The following is a 25,814-nucleotide window of genomic DNA, read 5'->3' on the forward strand; positions in this document are numbered from 1 at the left end:
CGAGAACAGACATGCCAGACATCTCCCGCCGCCGCCTCCTCACCACCTCGGGCGCCGCAGGCGCCGCAGGGCTCGCCCTCGGCGCCACCGGCGGCGCCCTCGGCCACGCCGCCGCCACCGGCGAACCGGGACCGGCGCTGACCACGGTCGGCGCGGCGGCCGTACCGTTCCACGGCGCGCGCCAGCCCGGCATCACCACGCCGACACAGGCGCACGGCCACCTCACCGCCTTCGACCTCGCGCCGGGCGCGGGGCGGCGCGAGGCCGCCGCGCTGCTGCGCCGCTGGTCCGAGCTGGCCGCCGGGCTGATGGCGGGCGAGGCGTCCGTGTCCGGCACCGACGTCACGCGCGACGCCGGCCCCGCCTCGCTGACCGTGACGTTCGGCTTCGGCCACGGCTTCTTCGACGCGACCGGCCTCACCGCCGCCCGCCCCGCCGCGCTCGCCCCGCTGCCCGCCTTCTCCGCCGACGCGCTGGACCCGGCCCGTTCGGACGGCCACCTGTGGGCGCGGATCGGCGCGGACGACGCGCTCGTCGCGTACCACGCCCTGCGCACGCTCCAGCGCGCCGCCGCGGGCACGGCGGCGGTCCGCTGGACCATGGGCGGCTTCAACCGCGGCCCCGGCGCCACCGCGCGGCCGATGACGACGCGCAACCTCATGGGCCAGGTGGACGGCACCAACAACCCCGACCCGGCGGACGACGACTTCGACACCCGGGTCTTCGTCCCCGCCGACGGCGACCCGGCGTGGATGGCGGGCGGCTCGTACGCCGTCGTGCGCCGCATCCGGATGCTGCTCGACCCGTGGGAGGACCTGCCGCGCGAGGAGCGGGAGCGCGTCATAGGGCGGCGGCTGTCGGACGGCGCGCCGCTGACGGGCGGCACCGAGACGACGCCGGTCGACCTGGACGCCACCGGCGGCGACGGGCGGCCCGTCATCGCGCCGAACGCGCACGTACGCGTCACCTCGCCGGACACGAACGGCGGCGCGGCGATGCTGCGGCGCCCGTTCTCGTACCACGACGGCTTCCGGGAGGACGGGAGTCCGGACGCCGGGCTGCTGTTCGTCTGCTGGCAGGCGGACCCGCTGCGGGGCTTCGTGCCGGTGCAGCGCAAGCTCGACCGGGGGGACGCGCTGTCGGAGTTCGTGCGGCACGAGGCGAGCGCGCTGTTCGCCGTGCCCGGGGGCGCCGCACAGGGCGAGTACGTGGGTCAACGGCTGCTCGAAGGCTGAGACGGCGGGCACGGTGCGCGCGGGCGCGGCTACGGTTGCGCCATGACAGCTGCGAGCCGCTACGCGTACCTGGGCCCCGAGGGGACGTTCACGGAGGCGGCGCTGCGCACGCTGCCCGAGGCCGCGACCCGTGAGCTGGTGCCGATGATCTCGGTGCCGGCCGCGCTGGACGCGGTGCGGTCGGGCGAGGCCGCGGCGGCGCTCGTGCCGATCGAGAACTCGGTGGAGGGCGGCGTCACGGCGACGGTGGACGAGCTGGCGTCGGGCGGGCAGCTGATGATCTACCGCGAGGTGCTGCTGCCGATCGCGTTCGCGCTGCTGGTGCGGCCCGGGACGGTGATCGAGGAGATCAAGACGGTCACCGGGCACCCGGTGGCGCAGCCGCAGGTGCGGGACTGGCTGGCGCGTTTCCTGCCGGAGGCGCAGTGGGAGTCGGCGGCGTCGAACGCGGACGGGGCGCGGCTGGTGCAGGAGGCGCGGTACGACGCGGCGTTCGCCGGTGAGTTCGCGGCGCCGATCTACGGGCTGGAGCCGCTGGTCACCGACATCCACGACGCGCACAACGCGACGACGCGCTTCGTCCTCGTCGGTCGCCCGTCGCGGCCCGCTGCGCCCACGGGGGCGGACAAGACGTCGGTGGTGCTGTGGCTGCGCGCCGACCATCCGGGCGCGCTGCTTGAGGTGCTCCAGGAGTACGCGGCGTCGGGGGTGAACCTGATGCGCATCGAGTCGCGGCCGACCGGCAAGGGCATCGGGCAGTACAGCTTCTCGGTGGACTGCGAGGGGCATGTCTCGGACCGGCGGGTCGGGGAGGTGCTGATGGGGCTCAAGCGGCTGTGCGCGGACATCAGGTACCTCGGGTCGTATCCGAGGGCGGACCATGTCGAGCCGACGATCAGGACGGGCACGACGGATGAGGATTTCCTGCGGTCGGCGGACTGGCTGACGCGGTGCCTGGACGGGCGGCACGGCGGGGTGTGAGGGTGTCGGGGCAGGTCGGGGGGCGGCCTGGGGACGGGCCTGTGGATGAACGGCCGAGTTATCCACAGGCGGGGCTCGCCGGCTGTGTACAAGTCGATACAGCCACTCGGACATTCACGACATAGCGGCCGGTCGGCCCCGAAGGGGCCCACAGGGGGCCGAAACCACTTTCGTCACCGTGACGCGTGCCCCTAACTCTGCGGAGTGAGGCAATTCGCGTGGGATTCCCCCGGAAGAGAGCATGAACGGGGTTTGAATCGGGAATTCATCAACGCCCCTGCCGCCCCGCGAGAAACTCCCCGGCTGTCCACAGGCGGCCGCCTCGACCTGTGGATAACTCCGTGGACAACCGCTCTGACCTGTGGATTCCCCTGAGCGCCTTTCCCGGCAAAACGGGCAAATAGCTCTTCGGAAGTGCAGCGGAAGCCCGGCGGCGGGGGCGTCGGTTTTCCTCCGGGGAAGCCGTTTCCCCCGCCCTCGGCCACCCCGGTAGCCTGGTGCCGTGATTGACCTTCGTCTGCTCCGTGAGGACCCCGACCGAGTGCGCGCCTCGCAGCGCGCCCGTGGAGAGGACGTCGCCGCCGTCGACGCCCTGCTCTCCGCCGACGAGCGGCGCCGGTCCTCCACCTCCCGCTTCGACGAACTGCGGGCGGAGCAGAAGCAGCTCGGCAAGCGCATCCCGCGCGCCGAGGGCGAGGAGAAGGCCGAGCTGCTCACGCGCGCGGGCGAGCTGGCCACCGCCGTCAAGGCCGCTGACGCCGAACGGGACGAGGCCGCCGCCGACACGCAGCGGCACCTCCTGGCGCTCGGCAACCTCGTGCACCCCGACGTCCCCGTCGGCGGCGAGGAGGACTTCGCCGTCCTGGAGACGCACGGCACCGTCCGCGACTTCGACGCCGAGGGCTTCGCCCCGCGCGACCACCTGGAGCTGGGCACCGCCCTCGGCGCCATCGACACCGAACGCGGCGCCAAGGTCTCGGGATCGCGCTTCTACTACCTCACCGGCGTCGGCGCCCTGCTGGAGCTGGCCCTGGTCAACGCGGCGATCGCCCGCGCCACGGAGGCCGGCTTCGTCCCCATGCTGACGCCCGCGCTGGTCAAGCCGCGCGCCATGGAGGGCACCGGCTTCCTCGGCCAGGCGGCGCAGGACGTCTACCACCTGGAGAAGGACGACTTCTACCTCGTCGGCACCTCCGAGGTCCCGCTCGCCGCGTACCACATGGACGAGATCATCCCCGCCGAGCAGCTCCCGCTGCGCTACGCGGGCTTCTCCCCCTGCTTCCGCCGCGAGGCCGGGTCGTACGGCAAGGACACCCGGGGCATCTTCCGCGTGCACCAGTTCGACAAGGTCGAGATGTTCTCGTACGTCGCGCCCGCGGAGGCGGAGGCCGAGCACCGGCGGCTGCTGGAGTGGGAGAAGGAGTGGCTGACCGCACTCGAACTCCCCTTCCGCGTGATCGACGTCGCGAGCGGCGACCTGGGCGCGTCGGCGTCCCGCAAGTTCGACTGCGAGGCATGGATTCCCACGCAGGGCAAGTACCGCGAGCTGACGTCCGCGTCGAACTGCCTGGAGTTCCAGGCACGCCGCCTCCAGGTCAGGATGCGCACCAAGGACAAGGGCGTCCGGCCGCTCGCCACGCTGAACGGGACGCTGTGCGCCGTGCCGCGCACGATCGTCGCGCTGCTGGAGAACCACCAGCGGCAGGACGGCTCGGTGCGCGTGCCCGAGGCGCTGCGTCCGTACCTCGGCGGGCGTGACGTCCTCACGCCGACCGCCGGCGCCGGCACCGTCCGTTGAGCCCCGGGAGCAGCCTCCCGCAGCGCTTCCCGTACCGGCTGGTCGCCACCGACCTGGACGGCACGCTGCTGCGCGGCGACGGGACGATCTCGCAGCGCACCCGTGACGCGCTCGCCGCCGCGCAGGCGGCGGGCGCCGAGCACCTCGTGGCGACCGGCCGCAGCGTCGCGTGGACGCGGGACATCCTGCGGGCGCTCGGGTACCGGGGCATCGCCGTGTGCGGGCAGGGCGCGCAGCTCTACCACGCGGGCGAGGACCGGCTGCTGACGTCCGTCACGCTCGACCGGGCCGTGGCGCGGCGCGCGGTGGAGCTGCTGGAGGACGCGCTCGGGCCGCTCGGGGTCGCCGCGGCGGCGGACGGGGTGGACGGCCAGATCCTGATGGACGGCCGGTTCCGGCCCGTCGAGGCGCAGAACCTCACCGACGAGGTGAGCGAGCCGCCGGAGGGGACGCCGGACCGGGCGGGGCTGTTCGCCGATCCGGTCATCAAGCTGTACCTCCAGCACGGGACGCTGGGGGACGACGCGCTGGCCGTCGCGGCGCGTGAACGCCTGGGCGGGGTCGTGGACTTCGTCGTGTCGGGCCCCGGCCTCGTGGAGATGCTGCCGCTGGGTCTGTCGAAGGCGACGGGCCTGTCGCTCGCCGCGCGGCGGCTCGGCGTACGGGCGGCGGACACCCTCGCGTTCGGCGACATGCCCAACGACCTGTCGATGCTCGGCTGGGCGGCGCACGGCGTGGCGATGGGCAACGCGCACCCCGAAGTCCTCGCGGTGGCCGACGAGGTGACGGGGAGCAACGACGAGGACGGCATCGCGACCGTCATCGAGGCGCTGCTGGAGCCGTCCGTCTGAGGGGAGTTGTCCACAGGCTGTGTGATCCGCCTGTGGACAACCTGAGTTGGCGTCGCCGACGCGCCGTCAGGCAATCCCGGCGAGGTACGCGGGCGGCACGGCGTCGGCGAGCCACACGCCGTTGTCGCTGAGCCGGAAGACGTGCCCGTCCCGGTGCATCGCGCCGCTGTCCACCGTCAGGACGACCGGCCTGCCGCGCCGCGCGCCGACCCGGGTCGCCGTCGCCCGGTCGGGGGAGAGGTGGACGTGGTGCCTGGCCATCGGCCGCAGGCCCTCGGCGCGGATCGCGGGCAGGAAGCGGGCCGTGGTGCCGTGGAAGAGGTACGCGGGCGGGTCGGCGGGCGGCAGCCCCAGATCGACGGCGACGGTGTGGCCCTGGCTGGCGCGGATGCGCTGGGCGGGGCCGGTGCCGTCGAGGGCGTAGCGGCGCTTGTCGTCCGTCGCGACGACCTCGGCCAGTTCGGCGGGGGTGACGGGGAAGCCGTGGCGGCGGGCCGCGTCGAGGAGGGCGGGGACGGACGTCCAGCCCTGGAGGCCGAGCGTGATGCCGATGCGGCCGGGGTCGTGCCGGAGATGGCGGGAGAGGTACTTCGAGACGCGTATGCGCCGTTTCTCGTCCATGGCACCAGAGTGCCGTGCGGAAGATCCGGGAGACACCGGATTCCCTGGTGTACAACACGCACCTCCCGCGGCACCTTTGACCCATGGACCACACGACCCTCGACATCGGGCGCATCAGGGCCGACACCCCCGGCTGCGCCGAACGCGTCCATCTCAACAACGCCGGGGCCGGGCTCCTCTCCCGGCGCACGCTGCGCGCGGTCACCGGGCACCTCGGACTCGAAGCCGCCATCGGCGGGTACGAGGCGGCCGACCGGGAGCGGGAGCGTGTCGCCCGGACGTACGACGACATCGCGGCGCTGATCGGCGGCCGGGCCGACGAGGTGGCGCTGTTCGACAACTCCACGCGTGCCTGGCAGGCGGCGTTCCTCTCGCTCACGCACACCTTCCGGCCGGGCGACCGCGTCCTCACAGGGCGCGCCGAGTACGGCAGCAACGTGCTGATGTACCTGCACGCCGAGCGGCGCCTCGGCGTCGAGGTGGTGGTCGTGCCGGACGACGAGCACGGGCAGCTGGACACCGCGGCGCTCGCCGGGCTGATCGACGAGCGGACGCGGCTGGTGGGCGTCAGCCATGTACCGACGGGCGGCGGGCTGGTCAACCCGGCGGCGGAGGTCGGCCGGATCACGCGGGCGGCGGGCGTGCCGTTCCTGCTGGACGCGACGCAGTCGGTGGGCCAGTTCCCCGTGGACGTGCGGGAGATCGGCTGCGACATGCTGACGGCGACGGGCCGGAAGTTCCTGCGCGGGCCGCGCGGCACCGGCTTCCTGTGGGTGGCCGCGTCGATGCTGGAGCGGACCGAGCCGGTGCTGCCCGAGATCGAGTCGGCCGACTGGGACGGCGCGCGCGGCTTCACCTGGCGGCCGGGCGCGACGCGCTTCGCGACCTGGGAGATGAACTACGCGGCGGTCCTCGGGCTCGGCTCGGCCGTCCGGCAGGCGCGCGAACTGGACCCGGCGGTCACCGGCGCCCGCGCCGTCGCTCTCGGCGCGCGGCTGCGGGGCGCCCTGGACGAGCTGCCCGGCGTCACGACGCACGACCTGGGGCGCGAGAAGTGCGCCATCGTGACGGCCCGGGTGGGCGACATGCCGCCCGCCGAGGTCGCCGCCGCACTCGCCAGAGAAGGCGTGAACGTGTCGGTGACCCATCCGCACCACACCCAGTTCGACACGGAACAGCGCGACGTGCACCCGCTCGTCCGCCTGTCGCCGCACTACTTCACGACGGAGGAGGAACTCGACCGGACCGTCGCCCTGGTCGGCGGACTCGTACGCGGTCGGTGAGACCGCACGGCGCCGGGCCCGCGTGCCCTCGGGGCCACGGGCACGGCGCCGACCGTGTGACGGGTCTCAGTCGTCGGCGGCCACGGTCAGGGCGCTGAGGCGGCGGATCGCGTACCAGGTGCCGAGGACCGTGACGGCGGCCAGCAGGATCACGGCGGTCGGCAGGGCCACGTCGGAGGCTATGCCGGTGCCGTCGGCCGCGACCTGTTCGGCCAGGGACAGGGACCACTGCTGGATGCTCAGCGTCCTCGCACCGGGCACGATGCTGCCGAACAGCGTCTCCCAGACAAGGGAGTAGATGAGGCCGAACACCACCGCGTTCCGCGAGACGGTCCCCAGCAGCAGGAACACGGCGCTGTACGCGACCGAGGCGACGGCCGCCGCCAGCGTGTAGGCGCCCGCTATCTGCTGGCTGTTCCCGTTCATGATCATCCCGGCGACCAGCACTGGGATGGTGGTGAAGACGACGGTCACGGAGATCGCGACCCACAGCTTCGTCAGGATGACGGTCCGGCGCGGCAGCGGCTTGGCCAGCAGGTAGACGATCGATCCGTCGTCGATCTCGGGGGCGATGGCGCCCGTACCGGCGATGACGCCGACCAGCGGCACCATCGCGGCGAGGGCGAAGCCGCCCAGCACGTCCTCCGCCACCCGGTCGTCGGCGCCGCCGATGGCGCGGACCAGGACGGCGATCAGGATCAGCAGCGCCGGCAGGATGCCGAGGAGGATGGCGCGCCTGCGGCCCAGCAGCGCCCGGTAGGTGAGCCGGGCGACGGTCTCGTTGTACACGGCAGGGCTCCTCACGCGCTGATCAGGTAGGAGAAGACGCTTTCCAGGGACTCGTCCGACGGGGAGACCGTGAGCAGCCTGATCCCGCGGTCCCTGGCGAGCCGGGGCAGTTCGGTGGTGAAGCGGGCGAAGTCGTGCGCCTGCACCCGCAGCGCCCGCTCCGCCGCGTCCACCTCGATGGACGTCGTGGAGGGGTCGCCTATCAGCGCGGCGGCCAGCGCGCGGTCGTCGCTCGACCTGATGAGGTACTGGTGCGGCCGGTCCGTCATCAGGCGCCGGATGCGCCGGAAGTCGCCCGACGCCGCGTGGCGCCCCGCGACGATCACCTCGATGTGCCCCGCGAGCTGCTCGACCTCCTCCAGGATGTGCGAGGAGAACAGGACCGTCCTGCCCTCCTCGCCCATCCGCCGGAGCAGGGTCATCAACTGCATGCGCTGCCGGGGGTCCATGCCGTTGAACGGCTCGTCGAGCAGCAGCACCGACGGCTGGTGGACGAGCGCGGAGGCCATCTTCACGCGCTGCCGCATGCCCTTGCTGTAGGTCGAGATGCGGCGGTCGGCCGCGGCCGTCATGTCCACGGTGGCGAGGGCCTCCCGCGCGGCGGCGGCCGGATCGGGCAGCCCGTGCAGCTCGGCGTTGGCGAGCACGAACTCCCCACCGGTCAGGTAGTCGTACATACCCTCGCGTTCGGGGACGAGCCCGATGTGGCGGTAGACCGGCTCGTTGCGCCAGATCGGGGCGCCGTCGAGCGTGACCGTGCCCGCCGAGGGGGCGAGGAAGCCGCTCATCATGTGGATGAGCGTGGACTTGCCCGCGCCGTTGGGGCCGAGCAGCCCGGTCACCCCCGGCCCGATGGCCATGGTCACGTCGTTGACGGCGACCACGTTGCCGAACCAGCGGGAGGCCCGGGTGATCTCGATGGTGGTCATGGTCAGATCCCGGCCTTCCGGTAGCGGCGCAGCAGGAGCAGCAGGCACAGCGCCACGAGCCCCGCGACGGCCAGCAGGTAGATGACGCCCTGGAACGCGGTCGGCTCGACGTCCGCCGGGAACACGGTGGAGCCGCCGAGGAACGCGCCCTGGAGGCCGTCCACCAGGGAGGCGGGTGAGAAGAGGCCGAGCCAGCCGATCGCGTCCTCCGAGCCCTGCGTCTCCATCAGGCTCTGCAAGGGGAACACCGCGAAGCCCGGGATGGTCAGCACGCCGATGACGGCCGCGACACCGAACCCGCGCTTGGGGGTGAACGAGGCGACAAGCAGGGCGATGCCCGCGTACAGCACCGACAGGACCGCCGTCGCGACGAGCCCCCTGAGGTAGCCGCTGGTCTGGTCGACGAAGCCCAGCTCGGCGAGGAGCCCGCCCGCATAGGAGACGGTCAGCGGCACGGTGGTGAACAGGAAGAGCGCGGCGGCGAGCGCCGCGTACTTCGCCGTGACGTAGTCCGTGCGGGAGATGGGCCGGGAGAAGTAGAGCGGCATCGTCTTGAACCGCAGGTCGAGCGAGACCAGCTGGGGCGCGGCCATCGCCAGGAAGAGGACGACGATCGGCTCCATCTCCAGGGCGTACCGCGTGTGCTCGATCAGCAGTTCGTCCGTGCCGGCGGTCGAGGCGACCGCCACCATGACGATCGCGGGCAGCGCCATCACGGCGAACAGGCCCCAGGGCAGGACCTTGGACCGCGCGGAGCGGCCGAGCCCGTACGCCCCGCGCAGCGAGTGGACGAGCAATGACCAGCGGGCGTACCGCGCACCGAGGCGCGTCCCCTCGTACCGCCGGTACCCGATGTCGTGGATGCGGGCGTCGGCCGCCTGTCCCGGGGTCGTCATGACGTGGCCTCCTCGAAGACCTCGGCGATGCGGTGGCGGCGCTGTTCCATCCGGACCAGGCCGAGGCCGAGCTCGGCGACGGTGTCCCTGACGACGTCGTACACGGCGTCGCCGTCCACCTCGATCTCCAGCAGCCGGCCGCCGGCGGGGACGGCGGTGAGGCCCGCCTCCGCCAAGGCGGCCCGTACCGCGTCGGCACCGTGCGGGTGGCTGTCGCTGTCGGTGACCTCGACCGCGAGCGCGGTGGTCACCTCGGTGAAACTGGCGGTGGTCTGCGAGCGCAGGAGGCGGCCGCCGTCGATGACGACGATGTGGTCGCTGGTGCGCTCAAGCTCGCCGAGCAGGTGCGAGGTCACCAGGACCGATATGCCGAAGTCGGCGTGCACGCGGCGGATCAGGCCGAGCATCTCGTCCCGGCCCGCCGGGTCGAGCCCGTTGGTCGGCTCGTCGAGGAGGACGAGGCTCGGGTCGTGCACCAGGGCCTGCGCCAGCTTCACGCGCTGCTTCATGCCCGTCGAGTAGCCGCCCATGGGGCGGTAGCGCTCCTCGTGCAGGCCGACGTGCCGCAGGGTGTCGGCCGTGCGCTCGCGCGCCGCCGTCCGCGGCAGGCCCGACATCCGGGCCATGTGGACCACGAACTCGGTGGCCGACACGTCGGCGGGCAGGCAGTCGTGCTCCGGCATGTAGCCGACGCGCTCCCGGATCGCCGCGCCCTCGGCCGCCGCGTCCAGGCCGAGCACGGTGGCGCGGCCCTCGGTGGCCGGGGCGAGCCCCAGCAGGAGTTTGATCAGGGTGGACTTGCCCGCTCCGTTCGACCCGATCAGGCCGGTGACCCCCGGGCCTATGTCGACGGTCAGCCCGTCGAGCGCGGTCACCCGTGGATACCGCTTCGTCAGGCCCTCGGTCCGAATCACGCTGCCATGCGTGCTGTCTCCGCTCACCCTCCAGACGCTAGTGCCGCCCGGGAGCGCCCCGCGTCCCACTTTGGTCTGATACCCGGCTCTCTTTGGTCGTTCGCCTCCGGGTACGCCCCCCGGGCGAGCCCGGCGCGTCCCGGATCAGGCCGCCAGCTGGGCCAGACCCTCCGTGGCGATGCGTTCGAACACCCCGATGTCGCCCGCGAAGACCGAGTCCTCCACCGGCCAGTGCAGCACCAGCTCGGTGAAGCCGAGCGCCGCCACCGCCCCCGCGTAGTCCACGAACGCGCCGACCGACGACAGCGTGCCCTTCTCGTCCCCCGGCCCCGAGTGCAGCAGGACCCGACCCAGCGTCGCCGGTTCGCGCCCCGCGTCCTCGCACACCGCGTCCAGCCGCTCCACCTGACGGCGCAGCGCATCCAGCGCGTCCGGCGTCCGCCCGCCGTCGAACCCCGCCGGATCGCCGACCGTGACCCACGCCTGCCCGTGCCTGGCGGCGAGCCGCATCCCGCGCGGCCCGGTCGCCGCCACGGCGAACGGCAGCCGCGGCCGCTGCACACAGCCGGGGACCGTGCGCACCTCGTGCGCCGAGTAGTAGTCGCCCTGGTACGAGACGCCGCGCGCCGGACCGCCCGCGCCGCCCTCGCTCAGCAGCCGGTCGAGCAGCCGCGTGAACTCGGCGAACCGCTGGGCGCGCTCACGCGGCGACCAGGCCTCGTGGCCCAGCGCCGTCGCGTCGTACCCCGTGCCGCCCGCGCCGATGCCCAGGGTGATCCGCCCGTCGCTGATGTCGTCGAGGGTGATCAGCTCCTTGGCGAGCGTCACGGGATGGCGGAAGTTGGGCGAGGTGACGAGCGTCCCCAGCCGCATCCGCTCGGTCACCGCGGCGGCGGCCGTGAGCGTCGGGAGGGCGCCGAACCACGTGCGGTCCCTGAAGGTGCGCCACGAGAGGTGGTCGTACGTGTAGGCGGTGTGGAAACCCAGTTCCTCGGCACGCTGCCAGGTCCTCCGGCCGCCGTCCGACCAGCGGTGGACCGGCAGGATGACGGTGGACAGCCGGAGCGGCAACTCGGATGTGACAGCCATGGCCAGCAAGCGTAGGCCCTCCGCGCCCCGACGCGACGCCCCTTCCCGACAACGACCGGGTACGTACGCATCCGCGCGGTGTCCCGCACGTATGTGCGCGCATATGCTCGACAACTGTGTCCCTTCCCGCGGAGCTGCCCCGCCTGATCGCCACCGACCTCGACGGCACCCTCCTGCGCGACGACAAGACGGTGTCGCCCCGGACCGTCGCCACGCTGGCCGCCGCCGAGGCCGCCGGTGTGGAGGTGATCTTCGTGACCGGCCGCCCCGCCCGCTGGATGGACGTCGTCAGCGCGCACGTCCACGGCCACGGGATCGCGATCTGCGGCAACGGCGCCGCCGTCGTCGACCTCCACCGCGCCGGCGCGTTCGTCGAGACCCGGCCCCTGCACCCCGGTAACGCCCTGGACATCGCCGCCGCCGTCCGGGCCGCCGCGCCCGGCGCCGTCTTCGCCGTGGAACGCACGACGGGCTTCCACCACGAGCCGGAGTACCCGTCCCTGGAGTTCGAACCCGCCTTCCAGGTCGCGCCCGTCGAACGGCAGCTGGCCGACGCGGGCGACGCCCACGCCACGTCCCCCGTCCTGAAACTGCTCGCCTTCCACCCCGCGCTCGACCCCGACGCCTTCCTCGCCCTCGCCCGCACCGCGACCGGCGGACACGGCGAGGTCACCAGGTCGAGCCCCACGGCGCTCCTGGAGATCAGCGCGCCGGGCGTCAGCAAGGCCAGCACGCTCGCCAGGCGCTGCGCACGCCGCGGCATCGCCCCCGGGGAGGTCGTGGCATTCGGCGACATGCCCAACGACCTGGACATGCTCGGCTGGGCCGGCACCGCCTACGCGATGGCCAACGCGCACCCGGCCGTCCTCGCCGCCACCGCGCGCCGTACGGCCTCGAACGAGGAGGACGGCGTCGCGCGGGTCATCGAGGGACTCCTCGCGGAGCACGGCGCCACCGTGTCCTGACGACGGCGCCGCCGCCGTTGTTCAGTGGTCGTCGCCGCCCTCGGCCGGGCTCGTGAAGTCGGGGCTGGAGAAGCCGGGGTGGAGGTAACGGCGCCCCGCCGCCCCCTCGCCCTCCTCCGCTGCGTGCGGCTGCTGCGTGCCGTGCGTGCCCGGTCCCCGGAAGCCTGGGCTGGAGAAGCGGGGACTGGAGAAGTCCGGGCTGGAGAACCGTATCCTGGCCCCGCTCTCCTGCGGCGGATGTGCCACGGCCGCCGTCCCCTGGCTGTCGCGCTGCGCCGCCTCCAGTACGGGCCGCACCCCCCGTTCCACCAGCGCACGCCGCCATTCCGCACGCGCCCCCGCCACCTCCGCCGCACCACTCCCGGCGGACGACGCGCGGATCGCTGTGGCCGACCCGTTGCGCACCGCCGCCACCACCAGACCGCCCACAGCGACCAGCATCCCGGCCGCCGCCACCAGGACGAACACCCAGCCCAGGCCCCGCATCCGCCCCGCCACGGCGGGCTCCGGATCGGCCAGGCCCAGGGCGTACCCCAGCAGCAGGAAGACCACGCCCGCGACCGCCGCGAGCACCGGCACCAGCGTCACGACGACGGCCCACGTCCCCGTACCCGCGCCGCCCTGCACACCCGGGCGCCCGTGCGCGCGGCGCAGCGCCGCGTACCGCCGGTACTGGTCGTCGGCGGCCGCCACGACGGCGGGCAGCGCCGCGTGGACGGCGGCGCGCAGCCGTTCCGCCTCGGCCGGTTCGGTCCCCGGGGCGAAGCGCACCGTGCGCAGCGCCTCGTCGAGGACGCGTTCGACCTCGGCCTCGTCCTCGGGCGGCAGACCGTCCGCGCTGTTCATCGGCGTCTCCCGTCCGTGAGCGGCGAGCGGGTGGGTGCCCGATCGTAGAGGGCACCGGCCGTTCGCGACAGGGACGTACGCGAGACCGCCATAGGAAAGCGCGTACATGCGCACGGACAGCGGATCGGCGGCGGGTGTCCCGCGCGGGGCGCGGCGCGTCCTACTGCGGCAGGGGCAGGGGAGTCACCAGCAGTTTTCCGGCCATCGTGACACCGCCGTCCATCGCGATGGCGAGGGAGTCCGCGTACACGTACGGGCCGGTCACGCGCGGCCCGCCGCCCTGCTCGCCGTCCGCCTGCTCCCCGCCGTCCCCGCCGCCGCCCTCGCCCGTCAGGTACGGGATGGGGCTGTGGCCGTGGACGACGCACCGGCCGCCGAACGTGTCGAGCAGCTCCCGCGCCGCCTGCGGCCCGGCCTCGTCACGGAAGGCGAAGCGCTTCGTGAACTTGCGGAACAGGTCCCACGTCTCGTCCACGTCATTGCGCTGGAGTGCCTGCCAGATCGCGTCGTTGACGTCGTCGACCGTGCTGCCGTAGTCCAGGTACGCCGTCGTGTCGGAGTGGACCAGCAGGAAGCCGTCGGCGACCGCCATCGAGTCGAGGCGCGACATCCACTGCACGTGGTGGTCCTCCAGGCGCTCCATGTCCGAGCGCTGCCCGCCGTTGAGCAGCCAGACGGTGGAGAACGACGCGGTGCCCGCCGCCGACTCGACCGGGGCGTCGCCGAAGCGGGAGGCGCCGAGCAGGAGCAGCTCGTGGTTGCCGAGGATCGCCTTGCAGTAGCCGCCTGCCGCGGCCGCCTCGGCGGAGAGCCGCATGACGAGGTCGAGCACGCCGACGCCGTCCGGGCCGCGGTCGGTGAAGTCCCCGAGGAACCACAGGCGCGCGTTGCCCGCCGCCCAGTTGTCGTCGGCGTCGGTGAGGCCCGCCTCGCGGAGGGCGGCACGCAGCTCGTCCAGGTGGCCGTGGACGTCGCCGACGACGTACAGCGGCCCGGCGCCGTCGATCACGGGCAGGTCCTGCTCCGTCGGCGTGTACGCGGGTCCGGGCGCGGCCGGTCCGTCCTCGCCGCGCAGCCCGTCGCCCGGTCCCTCGCCGGCCCCCTGAGTCATCGACCCCTCCACCACCACTACGCGCCGCCTCCACCTGGGGGACCTGCCGACCGGCCGGTCCCGGTGCCGTTCGCCCATCATAGGAATGCCGGTGCCCGGATGTGACACACCTGTACCGGGGAATCTACTGGTCGGCGGCGGGTGCCTGCCGGGGGGCCGCCACCCTGGCCTGCGCGAGGCGGCCGTGCCCGGCGGTCGCGGTGCGGGGCGCGCGCTGGGACGAGGCGCGGACGATCAGCTCGGTCGGCATGACCTGGTGCAGGGCCTCGGGGGCCGGGGCGGGGGCCGGGGACCTGCCGCCGGTGTTCTCGATGGCGTCGATCAGCAGCTGGATGACGGTCGTTCCGATGCGTCCCGGCTTGAGCGAGAGGGTGGTGATGGAGGGCTCGGTGCCCGCGTAGACGCTGGACTCGCTACAGCAGACGATGAGCAGGTCCTCGGGAACGCGCAGGCCGTAGCGGCGGGCGGCGGCGAGGAGGTCGGTGCCGTTGGGGTCGAAGAGGCCGTAGACGGCGTCGGGGCGGTCGGGGCGTGCGAGGAGGCGGTCGGCGGCGACGGCGCCCGCGCAGGGGTCGTGCGCGGGGTAGGCCTCGTAGACGGGTGCCTGGCCGTTGCGCTCGCACCAGTTGAGGTAGGCGGTGGTGGACAGGCGGGTGTACGTGTCGGTGCTGGTGCCGGTGAGCAGGCCGATGCGGCGGGCGCCGCCGGACGCGAGGTGGTCGAGGAGGTCCGCCACGGCCGCCTCGTGGTCGTTGTCCACCCAGGCGGTGACGGGGAGGCTCCCGCCCGGACGGCCGTCGGAGACCACGGGGATGCCCTGGCGGACCAGTTCGGTGACGACGGGGTCGTGGTCGGACGGGTCGATCACGACGGTGCCGTCGAGGGCGACGTTGGACCAGACGTCGAATTCGCGGTGCTGGGAGGTGGCCGGGAGGATGACCAGGGCGTAGCCGCGGGCGAGCGCGGCGGAGGTCGCGGCGCGGGCCATCTCGGCGAAGTAGGCGAACTCCGTGAAGGTGAACGGTTCTTCGCCGTAGGTGGTGACGGTGAGTCCGATCAGTCCCGATTTGCCGGTCCGCAGGGTGCGTGCCGCCGCCGACGGGCGGTAGCCGAGGCGGTCGGCGACGGAGCGCACGTGCCGGCGGGTCGCGTCCGGGAGCCGTCCCTTGCCGTTGAGCGCGTCGGACACCGTGGTGATCGAGACACCGGCGGCTGCGGCGACGTCCCGGATGCCCGCCCGTTGTCCGCTCATCCTGCGGCCGGCGGTCCGGGTCACCTGATGCTTCGCTGCTGTCATGGCGACCTGATGGTAGGCCCGGACGGGGAGGGGTGGTGCGGCATGTGGACGGCGGAGCGGCGTCACGTTTCTGCACGCCGGAATGCCACCTCTGCCTGCGTTTCTGTGGTGCTCCGGGCGTGTTGGAGCTGTTTCGCAGGCCGCGAGCCGGTTTGACTGAGGGGCAAGAGGTGAATTCAACGCCTCGGGGCTCACTCTCACGGGGGCAGCGCGCCACGGCGCAGGCCACCGGCGCACGGCCCGGCCGCGCGCCCCCGTCGCACTGGAATACGCCCCGAGGTGACGGGGGACGTACGCCTCTTAGGGTGGGCCGGGTGACGACCTCATCCTCTCAGGAGCCCCTCGCGCGGCCGGGCCAGGGACCCCGGCTGCGCCCCGCGCTGGACGGCATCCCGGCCTACGTCCCGGGCAAGCCGGCCGACGGCGGCCCGGTGACCTTCAAGCTGTCCTCCAACGAGAACCCGTACCCCCCGCTCCCCGGCGTGCTGGAGAGCGCGGTCGCGGCGGCCGGTACGCTCAACCGCTACCCGGACCTCGCCTGCGCCGCGCTGACGGCCGAACTGGCGGCGCGGTTCGGCGTCCCGGTGAGCCACATCGCGACCGGCACCGGCTCGGTCGGCGTCGCCCAGCAGCTCGTGCAGTCGACGGCGGGTCCCGGCGACGAGGTGCTCTACGCCTGGCGGTCCTTCGAGGCCTATCCGATCATCACGCAGATCTCCGGCGCCACCTCGGTGCGCGTCCCGCTGACCGCCGACGAGGAGCACGACCTGCCGGCCATGGCGGACGCGATCACGCCCAGGACGCGGCTCGTCTTCGTCTGTATGCCGAACAACCCCACGGGCGTCCCGGTGCGCCGCGCCGCCCTGGAGCGCTTCCTCGACCGCGTGCCCCAGAACGTCCTGGTCGTGCTGGACGAGGCGTACCGCGAGTTCAGCCGGGACCCGGAGGTGGCGGACGGCATCGACGTCTACCGGGAGCGGCCGAACGTCTGCGTGCTGCGGACGTTCTCCAAGGCGTACGGGCTGGCGGGCCTGCGGGTCGGCTTCGCGGTGGCGCACGAGCCGGTGGCGGCGGCGCTGCGGAAGACGGCCGTGCCGTTCGGCGTGAGCCAGATCGCGCAGAACGCGGCCATCGCCTCGCTGCGGGCCGAGGAGGCGCTGCTGGAACGGGTGGACGCGCTGGTCGCGGAGCGGACCCGGGTGTCGGACGCGCTGCGCGGGCAGGGCTGGCGGGTGGCGCCCTCGCAGGCGAACTTCGTGTGGCTGCGGCTCGGCGCGGAGACGGCGGCGTTCGCCGGGGCGTGCGAGGCGGCGGGCGTGACGGTGCGGCCGTTCCTGGGGGAGGGGGTGCGGATCACGGTGGCGGAGCCGGAGGCGAACGACATCGTGCTGCGGGTGGCCGGGGAATTCCTCGCCGCGCACCCCGCGCTGCGGGCCTGATCCAGGGGCGGGACGAGTGGGGCGGACCCCCCGCGAATCGGACGCGGGGGGTGTGGTCCATAATGGAGCTTGTGAATGTGAATACGTTCACAAGATCTCACCCGCAGACCCGCGGAAGGGAACCGACGTGGACCTCGCACTCGCCCCGGAGACCCTGGCGCGGTGGCAGTTCGGCATCACGACCGTCTACCACTTCCTCTTCGTCCCCCTGACGATCTCCCTCGCCGCCCTGACGGCCGGCCTCCAGACCGCCTGGGTCAGGACGGGCAAGGAGAAGTACCTCAAGGCGACGAAGTTCTGGGGCAAGCTCTTCCTGATCAACATCGCCATGGGCGTGGTGACGGGCATCGTCCAGGAGTTCCAGTTCGGCATGAACTGGTCCGACTACTCGCGCTTCGTCGGCGACGTCTTCGGCGCCCCGCTGGCGTTCGAGGCGCTGATCGCCTTCTTCTTCGAGTCCACCTTCATCGGCCTGTGGATCTTCGGCTGGGACAAGCTCCCGCCCAAGCTGCACCTGGCCACCATCTGGACCGTCGCGGTCGGCACCGTGCTGTCGGCGTACTTCATCCTCGCCGCGAACTCCTGGATGCAGCACCCGGTGGGCTACCGGATCGACGAGGAGACGGGCCGCGCGCAGCTGACCGACTTCTTCGCCGTCCTGACGCAGAACACCGCGGTCGCCCAGTTCTTCCACACCATGACCGCCGCGTTCCTCACCGGTGGCGCGTTCATGGTCGGCATAGCCGCCTACCACCTGATGCGCCGCAGGCACGTCGCCGTCATGCGCACGTCGCTGCGCCTCGGGCTGATCACCATGGTCGCCGCGGGGCTGCTGACCGCCTTCACCGGCGACCGGCTCGGCAAGATCATGTACGAGCAGCAGCCGATGAAGATGGCCGCCGCCGAGGCGCTGTGGGACACCGAGGCGCCCGCGCCGTTCTCCCTCTTCGCGGTCGGCGACGTGGACGAGGGCCACAACACGGTGACGGTCGAGGTGCCGGGGCTGCTGTCCTTCCTCGCCCACGACAACTTCACCGAGGCCGTCCCCGGCATCAACGACACCAACGAGGCGATGCAGGAGCTGTACGGCCCCGGCGACTACCGCCCCAACATCCCGGTGGCCTACTGGAGCTTCCGCTGGATGATCGGCTTCGGCATGGCGTCGGCCACGCTCGGCGGCATCGGCCTGTGGCTCACCCGCAGGAAGCTGTGGCTGTCGGAGCGGCTGCGCACCACCGAGGACGAACGGCCGCGCCTCGCCCTCACCCGCGACCGCGAACTGGGCCCCGCGCTGACCACCTTGTACTGGCGGCTCGCCCTGCTGACCATGCTGTTCCCCCTGATCGCGAACGCCTGGGGCTGGATCTTCACCGAGACCGGCCGCCAGCCCTGGGTGGTCTTCGGGCTGCTGCGCACCTCGGACGCCGTGTCGCCCGGTGTGTCGCAGGCCGAGGTGCTGATCTCGCTGCTGACCTTCACCGCCCTGTACGCCGTCCTCGCCGTCATCGAGGTCCGGCTGATGGTCAAGTACGCCAAGGCGGGGCCGCCCGAGCTGACCGAGTCCAATCTCAACCCGCCCAGCCGGATCGGCGGCGACGACACCGCCGACCGCCCGATGGCGTTCTCGTACTAGGAGCGCGCGATGGAACTCCACGACATCTGGTTCGTCATCATCGCCACGCTGTGGGTCGGCTACTTCTTCCTGGAGGGCTTCGACTTCGGCATCGGCGTGCTCAGCGGCACCCTGGCCCGCGACCGAGCCGAGCGGCGCGTGCTGATCAACACCATCGGCCCCGTCTGGGACGGGAACGAGGTCTGGCTCCTCTCGGCGGGCGGCGCGACCTTCGCGGCCTTCCCCGACTGGTACGCCACCCTGTTCTCCGGCTTCTACCTGCCGCTGCTGCTGATCCTGGTCGCGCTGATCGTGCGCGGCGTGGCCTTCGAGTACCGGGTCAAGCGGTCCTCGGAGAGCTGGCAGCGCAACTGGGAACGCGCCATCTTCTGGTGCTCGCTCGTCGTCGCGTTCCTGTGGGGCGTGGCCTTCGCCAACATCGTGCGCGGCGTGCCCATCGACGCGGACCACGAGATGACCGGCGGCCTCACCGACCTGCTCGGCCCGTACGCGCTGCTCGGCGGCCTCGCGACCCTGCTGCTCTTCACCTTCCACGGCGCGGTCTTCGCGGCGCTGAAGACCACCGGTGACATACGGCTGCGGGCGCGCCGCGCGGCGGGCGGGCTCGGCCTCGCGACCGCCGTCGTCGCGGGCGCCTACCTGCTGTGGACGCAGGGCGACAGCGGCAACGTCCGCAGCCTCGCCGCCGTGGCCGTCGCCGTCGCGGCCCTGGCCGCCGCGCTGGCGGCGAACGCGGCCGGGCGCGAGGGCTGGGCGTTCGTCTTCTCGGGCCTGCTGGTGGTGGCGACGGTGGTGACGCTCTTCCTCGCCCTCTTCCCCGACGTCATGCCCTCCTCGACCGACCCGGCCTGGAGCCTGACGGTGGAGAACGCGGCCTCCGCCCCGTACACGCTGAAGATCATGACGTGGTGCGCGGCGCTCGCCACACCGGTGGTCGTCCTCTACCAGGGCTGGACCTACTGGGTCTTCCGCAAGCGCGTCGGCACGCAGCACATCGCGCCGTGACTCCCGCTCGTCCCTGCTCACCTCACGAAGGCTGACCGGACATGAAGCCCATCGACCCCCGCCTCCTGCGGTACGCACGGGCCACCCGCGGCTTTCTCGCCGCCTCGGTGGCGCTCGGCCTGGCCAACGCGGGTCTGGTCATCGGCCAGGCCGTGCTGATCGCCGGGATCGTCACCGACGCGTTCACCCGGGGACTCGACCTCGGCGCGCTGCGCACCCCGCTGCTCCTGCTCGCCGCCACGGCCGCAGGGCGCGGCCTGGTGGCGTACCTCACCGAGCTGGCAGCGCACCGGTCGGCCGCCGCGGTGAAGTCCGAGCTGCGGCTGCGGCTGCTGGCCCACGCCGGGCGGCTGCCGGAGCGCGGCGGGCGGTCGACGGGCGAGCTGGCCACCCTCGCCACGCGCGGCGTCGACGCCCTGGACGGCTACTTCGCCCGCTACCTGCCGCAGCTGGGGCTCGCCGCCGTCGTGCCGGTCGCGGTGCTCGCGCGGATCGTCACCGACGACTGGGTGTCGGCGGCCACCATCGCCGCCACGCTGCCGCTGATCCCGCTGTTCATGGCCCTGATCGGCTGGGTCACCCAGGCCCACACCGACCGGCAGTGGCGGCAGCTGACGCGGCTCGGCGGCCACTTCCTCGACGTGGTCGGCGGGCTCGGCACGCTGAAGGTCTTCGGCCGCGCCAAGGCCCAGGCAGCCAACATCCGGGCGATCACGGACGACTACCGGCGCTCCACCCTGCGGACGCTGCGGATCGCGTTCCTCTCCTCCTTCGCCCTCGAACTGCTCGCCACGATCTCGGTCGCGCTGGTCGCGGTGAGCATCGGCATGCGCCTGGTGGCGGGCGAACTCGACCTCTACACCGGCCTCGTGGTGCTGATCCTGGCCCCGGAGGCGTACCTGCCGCTGCGGCAGGTCGGCGCGCAGTTCCACGCCGCGCAGGAGGGGCTGTCGGCCGCCGACGAGGTCTTCACGCTGCTGGAGACCGAGCCCCCGGCCACCGGTACGGCGCCGGTACCGGAGGGCGCGACCCTCACCCTCGACCGGCTGGCCGTCCGCTACCCGGGCCGGGACGCCGACGCGCTCGCCCCCGTCAGCCTGACGCTCGCGCCGGGCGAGACGGTCGCGCTGACCGGCCCCTCGGGCGGCGGCAAGTCCACGCTGCTGGCCGCGGTTCTCGGCCTGGTACGCCCCGCCGCGGGCCGCGTCCTGCTCGACGGCCGGGACCTCGCGGCATACGACCGGGCGGACTGGCACCGGCGCATCGCGTGGGTGCCCCAGCACCCGCACCTGTTCGCCGGGACGGTCGCGGACAACGTCCGCCTGGCCCGCCCCGACGCGGACGACCGGTCGGTGGCCGAGGCGCTGCGGCAGGCGGCGGCCGGTGATCTCGACCCGGCGCGGCGGCTGGGGGAGGGCGGCGCGGGGCTGTCCGCCGGTCAGCGCCGCCGGGTCGCGCTGGCCCGCGCGTTCCTCGCCGACCGGCCGGTCCTGCTGCTGGACGAGCCCACGGCGGCGCTCGACGGCGACACCGAGGCCGAGGTCGTCGCGGCGATCCGGCGGCTGGCGGCGGGCCGCACCACCGTGCTGGTCACCCACCGGCCCGCGCTGCTCGCCGCCGCCGATCGGGTGTTTCACGTGAAACCAACCCACCCCAACGGCCGCATACCCGGCGTTCCGGCCGACGCGGCGGCCCGTGGCGAGCCCCGCCCGGCCGCCCCGGCGGACCTGGACGGCACGGCAGACCCGGCACACCTGACAGCCGTGAGCGCCACCGAGGACGCGACCGCGCGGCCCACCTCGCCGCTGCGCCGGGTCCGCGCGGCGGGCGCCGCCCACGCGGGACGGCTCGGCCTGGCCGCCCTGCTGGGCGCGCTGGCGCTGGCGAGCGCCGTGGGCCTGATGGCCACCTCGGGCTGGCTGATCTCCCGCGCGTCGGAGCAGCCGCCCGTCCTCTATCTGCTGGTCGCCGTGACGGCGACCCGCGCGTTCGGCATCGGCCGCGCCGCGTTCCGCTACGCGGAGCGGCTGCTCAGCCATGACGCGGTGCTGCGCGTCCTCGCCGGGCTGCGCGTCACCGTCTACCGGCGGCTGGAGCGGCTGGCCCCCGCGGGCCTCGGCCGCACCCGGCGCGGCGACCTGCTCTCCCGGCTCGTCGCCGACGTGGACGCGCTCCAGGACTACTTCCTGCGCTGGCTGCTCCCGCTGGCGGGCGCGGTCACCGTCAGCGCCGCCGCCGTCCTGTTCACCGGCCGGCTGCTGCCCGCCGCAGGTGCCGTCCTCGCCGCCGGGCTGCTCGCGGCGGGCGCGGGCGTCCCCCTGCTGACCGGCCGCGTCGCCCGCCGGACGGAACGCCGCCTCGCCCCCGCGCGCGGCGAACTGGCCACGGCGACCGTGGACCTGCTCACCGGCACGGACGAGCTGACGGTCGCCGGCGCCCTGCCCGCGCGCCAGGCCGCCGTCGCCGCCGCCGACGGGCGCCTGACCCGGCTGGCGGCGCGCTCGGCCGCCGCCCAGGCCCTGGGCGGCGGGCTGCTGGCCCTGATCAGCGGGCTGACCGTCACGGCGGTCGCCTGGGCCGCCGTCCCCGCCGAGCCGGGCGTCTGGCTGGCGACGCTCGTCCTCACGCCCCTCGCCGCGTTCGAGGCGGTGGCGGGCCTGCCGCTCGCCGTCGCGTACCGGCAGCGGGCCCGCCGTTCGGCCGAACGCCTGCTGGACGTGCTCGACGCGCCCGCCCCCGTACGCGAGCCCGAGCAGCCGGCGCAGGCGCCCGACAGCCCGTTCCCCCTCACCGTGCGCGGCCTGTCCGCCCGGCACGCGGAGGCGTCCGTCCCGGCCCTGGACGGCGTGGACCTCGACCTCACCGCAGGCCGCCGCATCGCGGTCGTCGGCCCTTCCGGCGCGGGCAAGACCACGCTCGCCCACTGCCTGCTGCGCTTCCTCGACAGGACCGGCGGCAGCTACATCCTGGGCGGTACCGACGCCGCCGACCTGGACGGCGACGCCGTGCGCCGCCTCGTCGGCCTGTGCGCCCAGGACGCCCACCTCTTCGACAGCACCCTCAGGGAGAACCTCAGGCTCGCCGCCCCCGGCGCCGACGACGCCGCCCTGCGCGACGCGCTGGCCGCCGCCCGCCTCCTCGACTGGGTGGACGAACTGCCCGGCGGCCTCGACACCCCCGTCGGCGAACACGGCGCACGCCTCTCCGGCGGCCAGCGCCAGCGCCTCGCCCTGGCCCGCGCACTGCTCGCCGACTTCCCCGTCCTGATCCTGGACGAGCCGGCCGAGCACCTCGACCTGCCCACCGCCGACGCCCTGACCCACGACCTGCTGGCCGCCACGGAGGGCCGCGCCGCCCTGCTGATCACCCACCGCCTCACCGGACTCGACGCCGTGGACGAGGTGCTGGTCATGGACCGCGGCCGGATCGTCCAGCGCGGCCCGTACGCCGACCTGGCCACCGCCGAGGGGCCCTTCCGCCGCCTGCTGCTCCGCGAACGGGCGGCCGAGGCGGGGACACCCCCCACCGCCCCCGCCCGGGAAATCCCGACTTTCGCCCTGCTGTCCGATTGATTACGCTCGCTGTCATGCGGCAGCGGATACCGATCCCCAGGCTGCTCAGGGCCATGGAGTTCATCGGCGGCGACACCGAGCCCGCCGCCGTGCTCGACCACACGGTGCGGACCGCCGCCGAACTGACCGGCGCCCGGTACGCCGCCCTCGCCGTGCTCAACGAGGACGGCAACGGCATCGGCCACCTCGTCACCCACGGCACGGGCCCCTCCCCCGAACGGCTCGTCCGCGCCCTGCTCGACGGCACGTCCCCCCGTTCGCCCGGCATCCTGCACGTCCCCCTCCTGGTGCACGGCGCCAAGTTCGGCGCGCTCCAGGTCGCCGACCGCGCGGACGGCCGCCCGTTCACCGCCGAGGACCGGCAACTGCTGCGCATCCTGACGACCGAGGCGGGCATCGCGCTCGGCAACGCGCGGCTGCACGCCGCCGTCCGCACGCAGTCCCGCTGGATGGACAGCAGCCTCGAACTGTCCACCGCCCTGCTGGCCGACGAGGAGGCCGACGCCCTGACCGTCGTCGCCGAGCAGGCCCGCAGACTCGCCTCCGCCGCGACCGGCGCCGTACTCGAACCGACCGAGGACCGGGACCTCCGCGTCGTCGCCGCCAGCGCCGACGCGCCCCCCGAGCTGATCGGCACCGTCATCCCCGGCCACACCCTGGCCGTACGGCAGGTCCTGGCGGGCGAGCCGCTCGACATCGAGGACCCGGCGGGCGACCCCAGGATCGACGCCGACCGGGCGGCGATCGGGCTCGGCCCCGCCCTGCTGCTGCCCCTGGCGAGCGACGGGACCGTCCTCGGCGCCCTCGCCCTCACCCGCACGCCGGGCGCGCCGCCGTTCAGCGTGCCGGAACGCGCGATGACCACCCAGTTCGCCCAGCAGGCCGCGCTCGCGCTGCTGCTCGCCCGCGCCCGCCGCGACCGCGAGCAGCTGGCCGTGCTGGAGGACCGCAACCGCATCGCGCGCGACCTGCACGACCTCGTGATCCAGCGGCTGTTCGCCGTCGGCATGGTGCTGGAGGGCGCGGGGCGCGCCGTGCCCGAGGCCGCCGACCGCCTGGAGACCGCGATCCGGGAGCTGGACGCCACGATCCAGGAGATCCGCACCGCGATCTTCGCCCTCCAGCAGTCGCCCGACGAGACGCCGAGCGGGCTGCGCACCCGCGTCCTGCGCGAGACGGGTGCGGCGGCCGAGACCCTGGGCTTCGCCCCCTCGGTGTCCTTCGCGGGCCCGGTCGACGCCCTGGTCCCCGCCCCGGTGGAGGCGCAGCTGATCGCGGCGCTGCGCGAGGGCCTGTCCAACGCCGCCCGGCACGCCCGCGCGTCCCGGGTGGACGTGACGGTCGACGCGATCGCCCCACTGCCGGACGACCGGCCCGCAGTGACCCTCACGGTCACCGACGACGGCGTGGGCATCGCGCCGGAGCAGAAACGCCGCAGCGGCCTGCGGAACCTGCGGGACCGCGCCCTCACCCTCGGCGGTGACGCGTGGGTCGCCGCGGGACCCGACGGCAGGGGCACGACCCTCACATGGCGGGTCCCCCGGTGACCGGATAGCGTCCCCGTCATGGCGGGACGGACAGTGGTGATCAGCGGCGGCGGGACCGGCATCGGCCTGGCCACGGCACACGCCTTCGCCCGTGAAGGCGACTCGTGCGTCCTCGTCGGCCGCAGGGCCGGCACGCTCTCCCGCGCGGCGGAGTCGGTGGACGGCGCGGTCGCCTGCCCGGCCGACCTCGGCGGTCCCGAGGGCGCGGCGCGGGTGGCGGCGTTCGTCGCGGACAGGTTCGGCGCCGTGGACGCGCTGGTGCACGCGGCGGGCGGCAGCGGTGCCCTGGAGCCGGGGCCAGGGGCGGACGCCGACGCGCTGACCAGGACGGCCCACGCCTGGACGACGGCCTTCCGCGGCAACGTCCTGACCGCCGTCCTGCTGACCGAGGCGCTGAAGGACCGGCTCGCGTCCCCGGGCGGGCGGGTCCTGTTCGTCTCCTCGATCGCCGCCTTCCGCGGCAGCGGCAGCGCCGCCTACGCGGGCGCGAAGGCGGCGCTGCACCCGTACGCGCTGGCACTCGCCGCCGAGCTGGGGCCGCGCGGCGTGACGGTGAACGTGGTGGCGCCCGGCTATGTCGAGGACACCGGGTTCTTCGGCGAGAGCATGCCGCCGGAGCGGCGGGCGCAGCGGATCGGGGAGACGCTGGACGGCCGCGCGGGGCATCCGGGCGATGTCGCGCAGACGCTGCACTGGCTGGCCTCGCACGCCGCGTCGCACGTCACGGCGCAGGTGATCCGCGTGGACGGCGGCGCGTTCCCCGGCCGCTGACCACGGCACCGCGCACAGGTGGCGGACCGGTGCCGTGCGGCACGGGCCGCGCCTCCACCCCCACCAGGCGTTCCTCGTCAGCGCGCGCCCACCCGGCACTCACCGCGCTGCTGGAGCCGGTGGTCCACCGGCAGCGCGCCGGCTCGGGTGGGCTGCCAGGGACCGGGCCGTCCCTCGTGGGTGTGTACCGGGTCGTCGGCTTCTCCCCCGACAGGGCGGGGAACGCCGGGCGGGCGACATCC

General features: G+C 73.9%; 21 protein-coding genes. 12 read left to right on the top strand and 9 right to left on the bottom strand.

The annotated features are described in order from the left end of the window. Positions 1 to 11: 11 nt before the first annotated feature. The 4 genes from efeB (at position 12) to ACL02R_RS20365 (ending at position 4,865) form a co-directional block, all read left to right on the top strand. Positions 12 to 1,235 carry an iron uptake transporter deferrochelatase/peroxidase subunit gene (gene efeB / locus ACL02R_RS20350; RefSeq protein ID WP_412798383.1) on the top strand — a complete coding sequence of 408 codons (1,224 nt, stop codon included), beginning with the start codon at positions 12 to 14 and terminating at the stop codon, positions 1,233 to 1,235. Positions 1,236 to 1,277: 42 nt separating this feature from the next. Further along, positions 1,278 to 2,216 carry a prephenate dehydratase gene (gene pheA / locus ACL02R_RS20355; RefSeq protein ID WP_412798384.1) on the top strand — a complete coding sequence of 313 codons (939 nt, stop codon included), beginning with the start codon at positions 1,278 to 1,280 and terminating at the stop codon, positions 2,214 to 2,216. 502 nt (positions 2,217 to 2,718) lie between these two features. After that, positions 2,719 to 4,014: a serine--tRNA ligase gene (serS, locus tag ACL02R_RS20360; protein ID WP_412798385.1), complete on the top strand. Its 1,296-nt coding sequence runs from the start codon at positions 2,719 to 2,721 to the stop codon at positions 4,012 to 4,014. Continuing rightward, positions 4,011 to 4,865 (top strand): HAD family hydrolase, encoded by an 855-nt coding sequence (locus ACL02R_RS20365; RefSeq protein WP_412798386.1) that lies wholly within the window; start codon positions 4,011 to 4,013, stop codon positions 4,863 to 4,865. The genes serS and ACL02R_RS20365 overlap by 4 nt, the downstream gene beginning before the upstream one ends. Before the next feature lie 66 nt (positions 4,866 to 4,931). On the opposite strand, the gene ACL02R_RS20370 is transcribed toward ACL02R_RS20365, so the two are convergent. Then, positions 4,932 to 5,486 carry an RNA 2'-phosphotransferase gene (locus tag ACL02R_RS20370; RefSeq protein ID WP_412798387.1) on the bottom strand — a complete coding sequence of 185 codons (555 nt, stop codon included), beginning with the start codon at positions 5,484 to 5,486 and terminating at the stop codon, positions 4,932 to 4,934. Between the two features lie 83 nt (positions 5,487 to 5,569). On the opposite strand from ACL02R_RS20370, the gene ACL02R_RS20375 reads away from it, so the two are divergent. Next, positions 5,570 to 6,769, top strand: coding sequence for an aminotransferase class V-fold PLP-dependent enzyme (locus ACL02R_RS20375; RefSeq protein ID WP_412798388.1), 1,200 nt, complete (start codon positions 5,570 to 5,572; stop codon positions 6,767 to 6,769). Between the two features lie 66 nt (positions 6,770 to 6,835). On the opposite strand, the gene ACL02R_RS20380 is transcribed toward ACL02R_RS20375, so the two are convergent. The 5 genes from ACL02R_RS20380 to ACL02R_RS20400 all read right to left on the bottom strand — a co-directional run bounded on the left by ACL02R_RS20380 (position 6,836) and on the right by ACL02R_RS20400 (position 11,368). After that, positions 6,836 to 7,558, bottom strand: a complete 723-nt coding sequence (locus tag ACL02R_RS20380; RefSeq protein ID WP_412798389.1) for an ABC transporter permease — start codon at positions 7,556 to 7,558, stop codon at positions 6,836 to 6,838. A gap of 11 nt (positions 7,559 to 7,569) precedes the next feature. Further along, positions 7,570 to 8,487 (bottom strand): ABC transporter ATP-binding protein, encoded by a 918-nt coding sequence (locus tag ACL02R_RS20385; RefSeq protein ID WP_412798390.1) that lies wholly within the window; start codon positions 8,485 to 8,487, stop codon positions 7,570 to 7,572. A 2-nt stretch (positions 8,488 to 8,489) separates the two neighbouring features. After that, positions 8,490 to 9,383, bottom strand: coding sequence for an ABC transporter permease (locus tag ACL02R_RS20390; protein WP_412798391.1), 894 nt, complete (start codon positions 9,381 to 9,383; stop codon positions 8,490 to 8,492). Further along, positions 9,380 to 10,297 carry an ABC transporter ATP-binding protein gene (locus ACL02R_RS20395; protein WP_412798392.1) on the bottom strand — a complete coding sequence of 306 codons (918 nt, stop codon included), beginning with the start codon at positions 10,295 to 10,297 and terminating at the stop codon, positions 9,380 to 9,382. Before ACL02R_RS20395 ends, ACL02R_RS20390 begins: the two co-directional genes overlap by 4 nt. Before the next feature lie 144 nt (positions 10,298 to 10,441). Next, on the bottom strand, positions 10,442 to 11,368 hold the full coding sequence (locus ACL02R_RS20400) for an LLM class flavin-dependent oxidoreductase (RefSeq protein WP_412798420.1): 927 nt from the start codon (positions 11,366 to 11,368) through the stop codon (positions 10,442 to 10,444). A 134-nt stretch (positions 11,369 to 11,502) separates the two neighbouring features. On the opposite strand from ACL02R_RS20400, the gene ACL02R_RS20405 reads away from it, so the two are divergent. Then, the gene (locus ACL02R_RS20405; RefSeq protein ID WP_412798393.1) at positions 11,503 to 12,351 is read left to right on the top strand and encodes an HAD hydrolase family protein; all 849 of its coding nucleotides are present in this window, start codon (positions 11,503 to 11,505) and stop codon (positions 12,349 to 12,351) included. Between the two features lie 21 nt (positions 12,352 to 12,372). On the opposite strand, the gene ACL02R_RS20410 is transcribed toward ACL02R_RS20405, so the two are convergent. From ACL02R_RS20410 to ACL02R_RS20420, 3 genes are all read right to left on the bottom strand, one after another. Continuing rightward, the gene (locus ACL02R_RS20410) at positions 12,373 to 13,197 is read right to left on the bottom strand and encodes a hypothetical protein (protein ID WP_412798394.1); all 825 of its coding nucleotides are present in this window, start codon (positions 13,195 to 13,197) and stop codon (positions 12,373 to 12,375) included. A 160-nt stretch (positions 13,198 to 13,357) separates the two neighbouring features. Beyond that, on the bottom strand, positions 13,358 to 14,308 hold the full coding sequence (locus ACL02R_RS20415) for a metallophosphoesterase (protein ID WP_412798395.1): 951 nt from the start codon (positions 14,306 to 14,308) through the stop codon (positions 13,358 to 13,360). 124 nt (positions 14,309 to 14,432) lie between these two features. Then, positions 14,433 to 15,605, bottom strand: coding sequence for a LacI family DNA-binding transcriptional regulator (locus tag ACL02R_RS20420; protein WP_412798396.1), 1,173 nt, complete (start codon positions 15,603 to 15,605; stop codon positions 14,433 to 14,435). Between the two features lie 314 nt (positions 15,606 to 15,919). On the opposite strand from ACL02R_RS20420, the gene hisC reads away from it, so the two are divergent. From hisC to ACL02R_RS20450, 6 genes are all read left to right on the top strand, one after another. Continuing rightward, entirely contained in the window at positions 15,920 to 17,044 is a 1,125-nt protein-coding gene (gene hisC / locus ACL02R_RS20425; RefSeq protein WP_412798397.1) for a histidinol-phosphate transaminase, read from the top strand. Between the two features lie 127 nt (positions 17,045 to 17,171). After that, positions 17,172 to 18,677: a cytochrome ubiquinol oxidase subunit I gene (locus ACL02R_RS20430; RefSeq protein WP_412798398.1), complete on the top strand. Its 1,506-nt coding sequence runs from the start codon at positions 17,172 to 17,174 to the stop codon at positions 18,675 to 18,677. Between the two features lie 9 nt (positions 18,678 to 18,686). Continuing rightward, positions 18,687 to 19,682, top strand: coding sequence for a cytochrome d ubiquinol oxidase subunit II (gene cydB / locus ACL02R_RS20435; protein WP_412798399.1), 996 nt, complete (start codon positions 18,687 to 18,689; stop codon positions 19,680 to 19,682). A 41-nt stretch (positions 19,683 to 19,723) separates the two neighbouring features. Beyond that, the gene (gene cydD, locus ACL02R_RS20440) at positions 19,724 to 23,254 is read left to right on the top strand and encodes a thiol reductant ABC exporter subunit CydD (protein ID WP_412798400.1); all 3,531 of its coding nucleotides are present in this window, start codon (positions 19,724 to 19,726) and stop codon (positions 23,252 to 23,254) included. A gap of 14 nt (positions 23,255 to 23,268) precedes the next feature. Continuing rightward, on the top strand, positions 23,269 to 24,801 hold the full coding sequence (locus tag ACL02R_RS20445; RefSeq protein ID WP_412798401.1) for a GAF domain-containing sensor histidine kinase: 1,533 nt from the start codon (positions 23,269 to 23,271) through the stop codon (positions 24,799 to 24,801). Between the two features lie 18 nt (positions 24,802 to 24,819). After that, entirely contained in the window at positions 24,820 to 25,572 is a 753-nt protein-coding gene (locus tag ACL02R_RS20450) for an SDR family NAD(P)-dependent oxidoreductase (RefSeq protein WP_412798402.1), read from the top strand. Positions 25,573 to 25,814 lie beyond the last annotated feature (242 nt).

The organism is Streptomyces sp. MS19 (genome assembly GCF_047200595.1).
Lineage (GTDB): Bacteria > Actinomycetota > Actinomycetes > Streptomycetales > Streptomycetaceae > Streptomyces.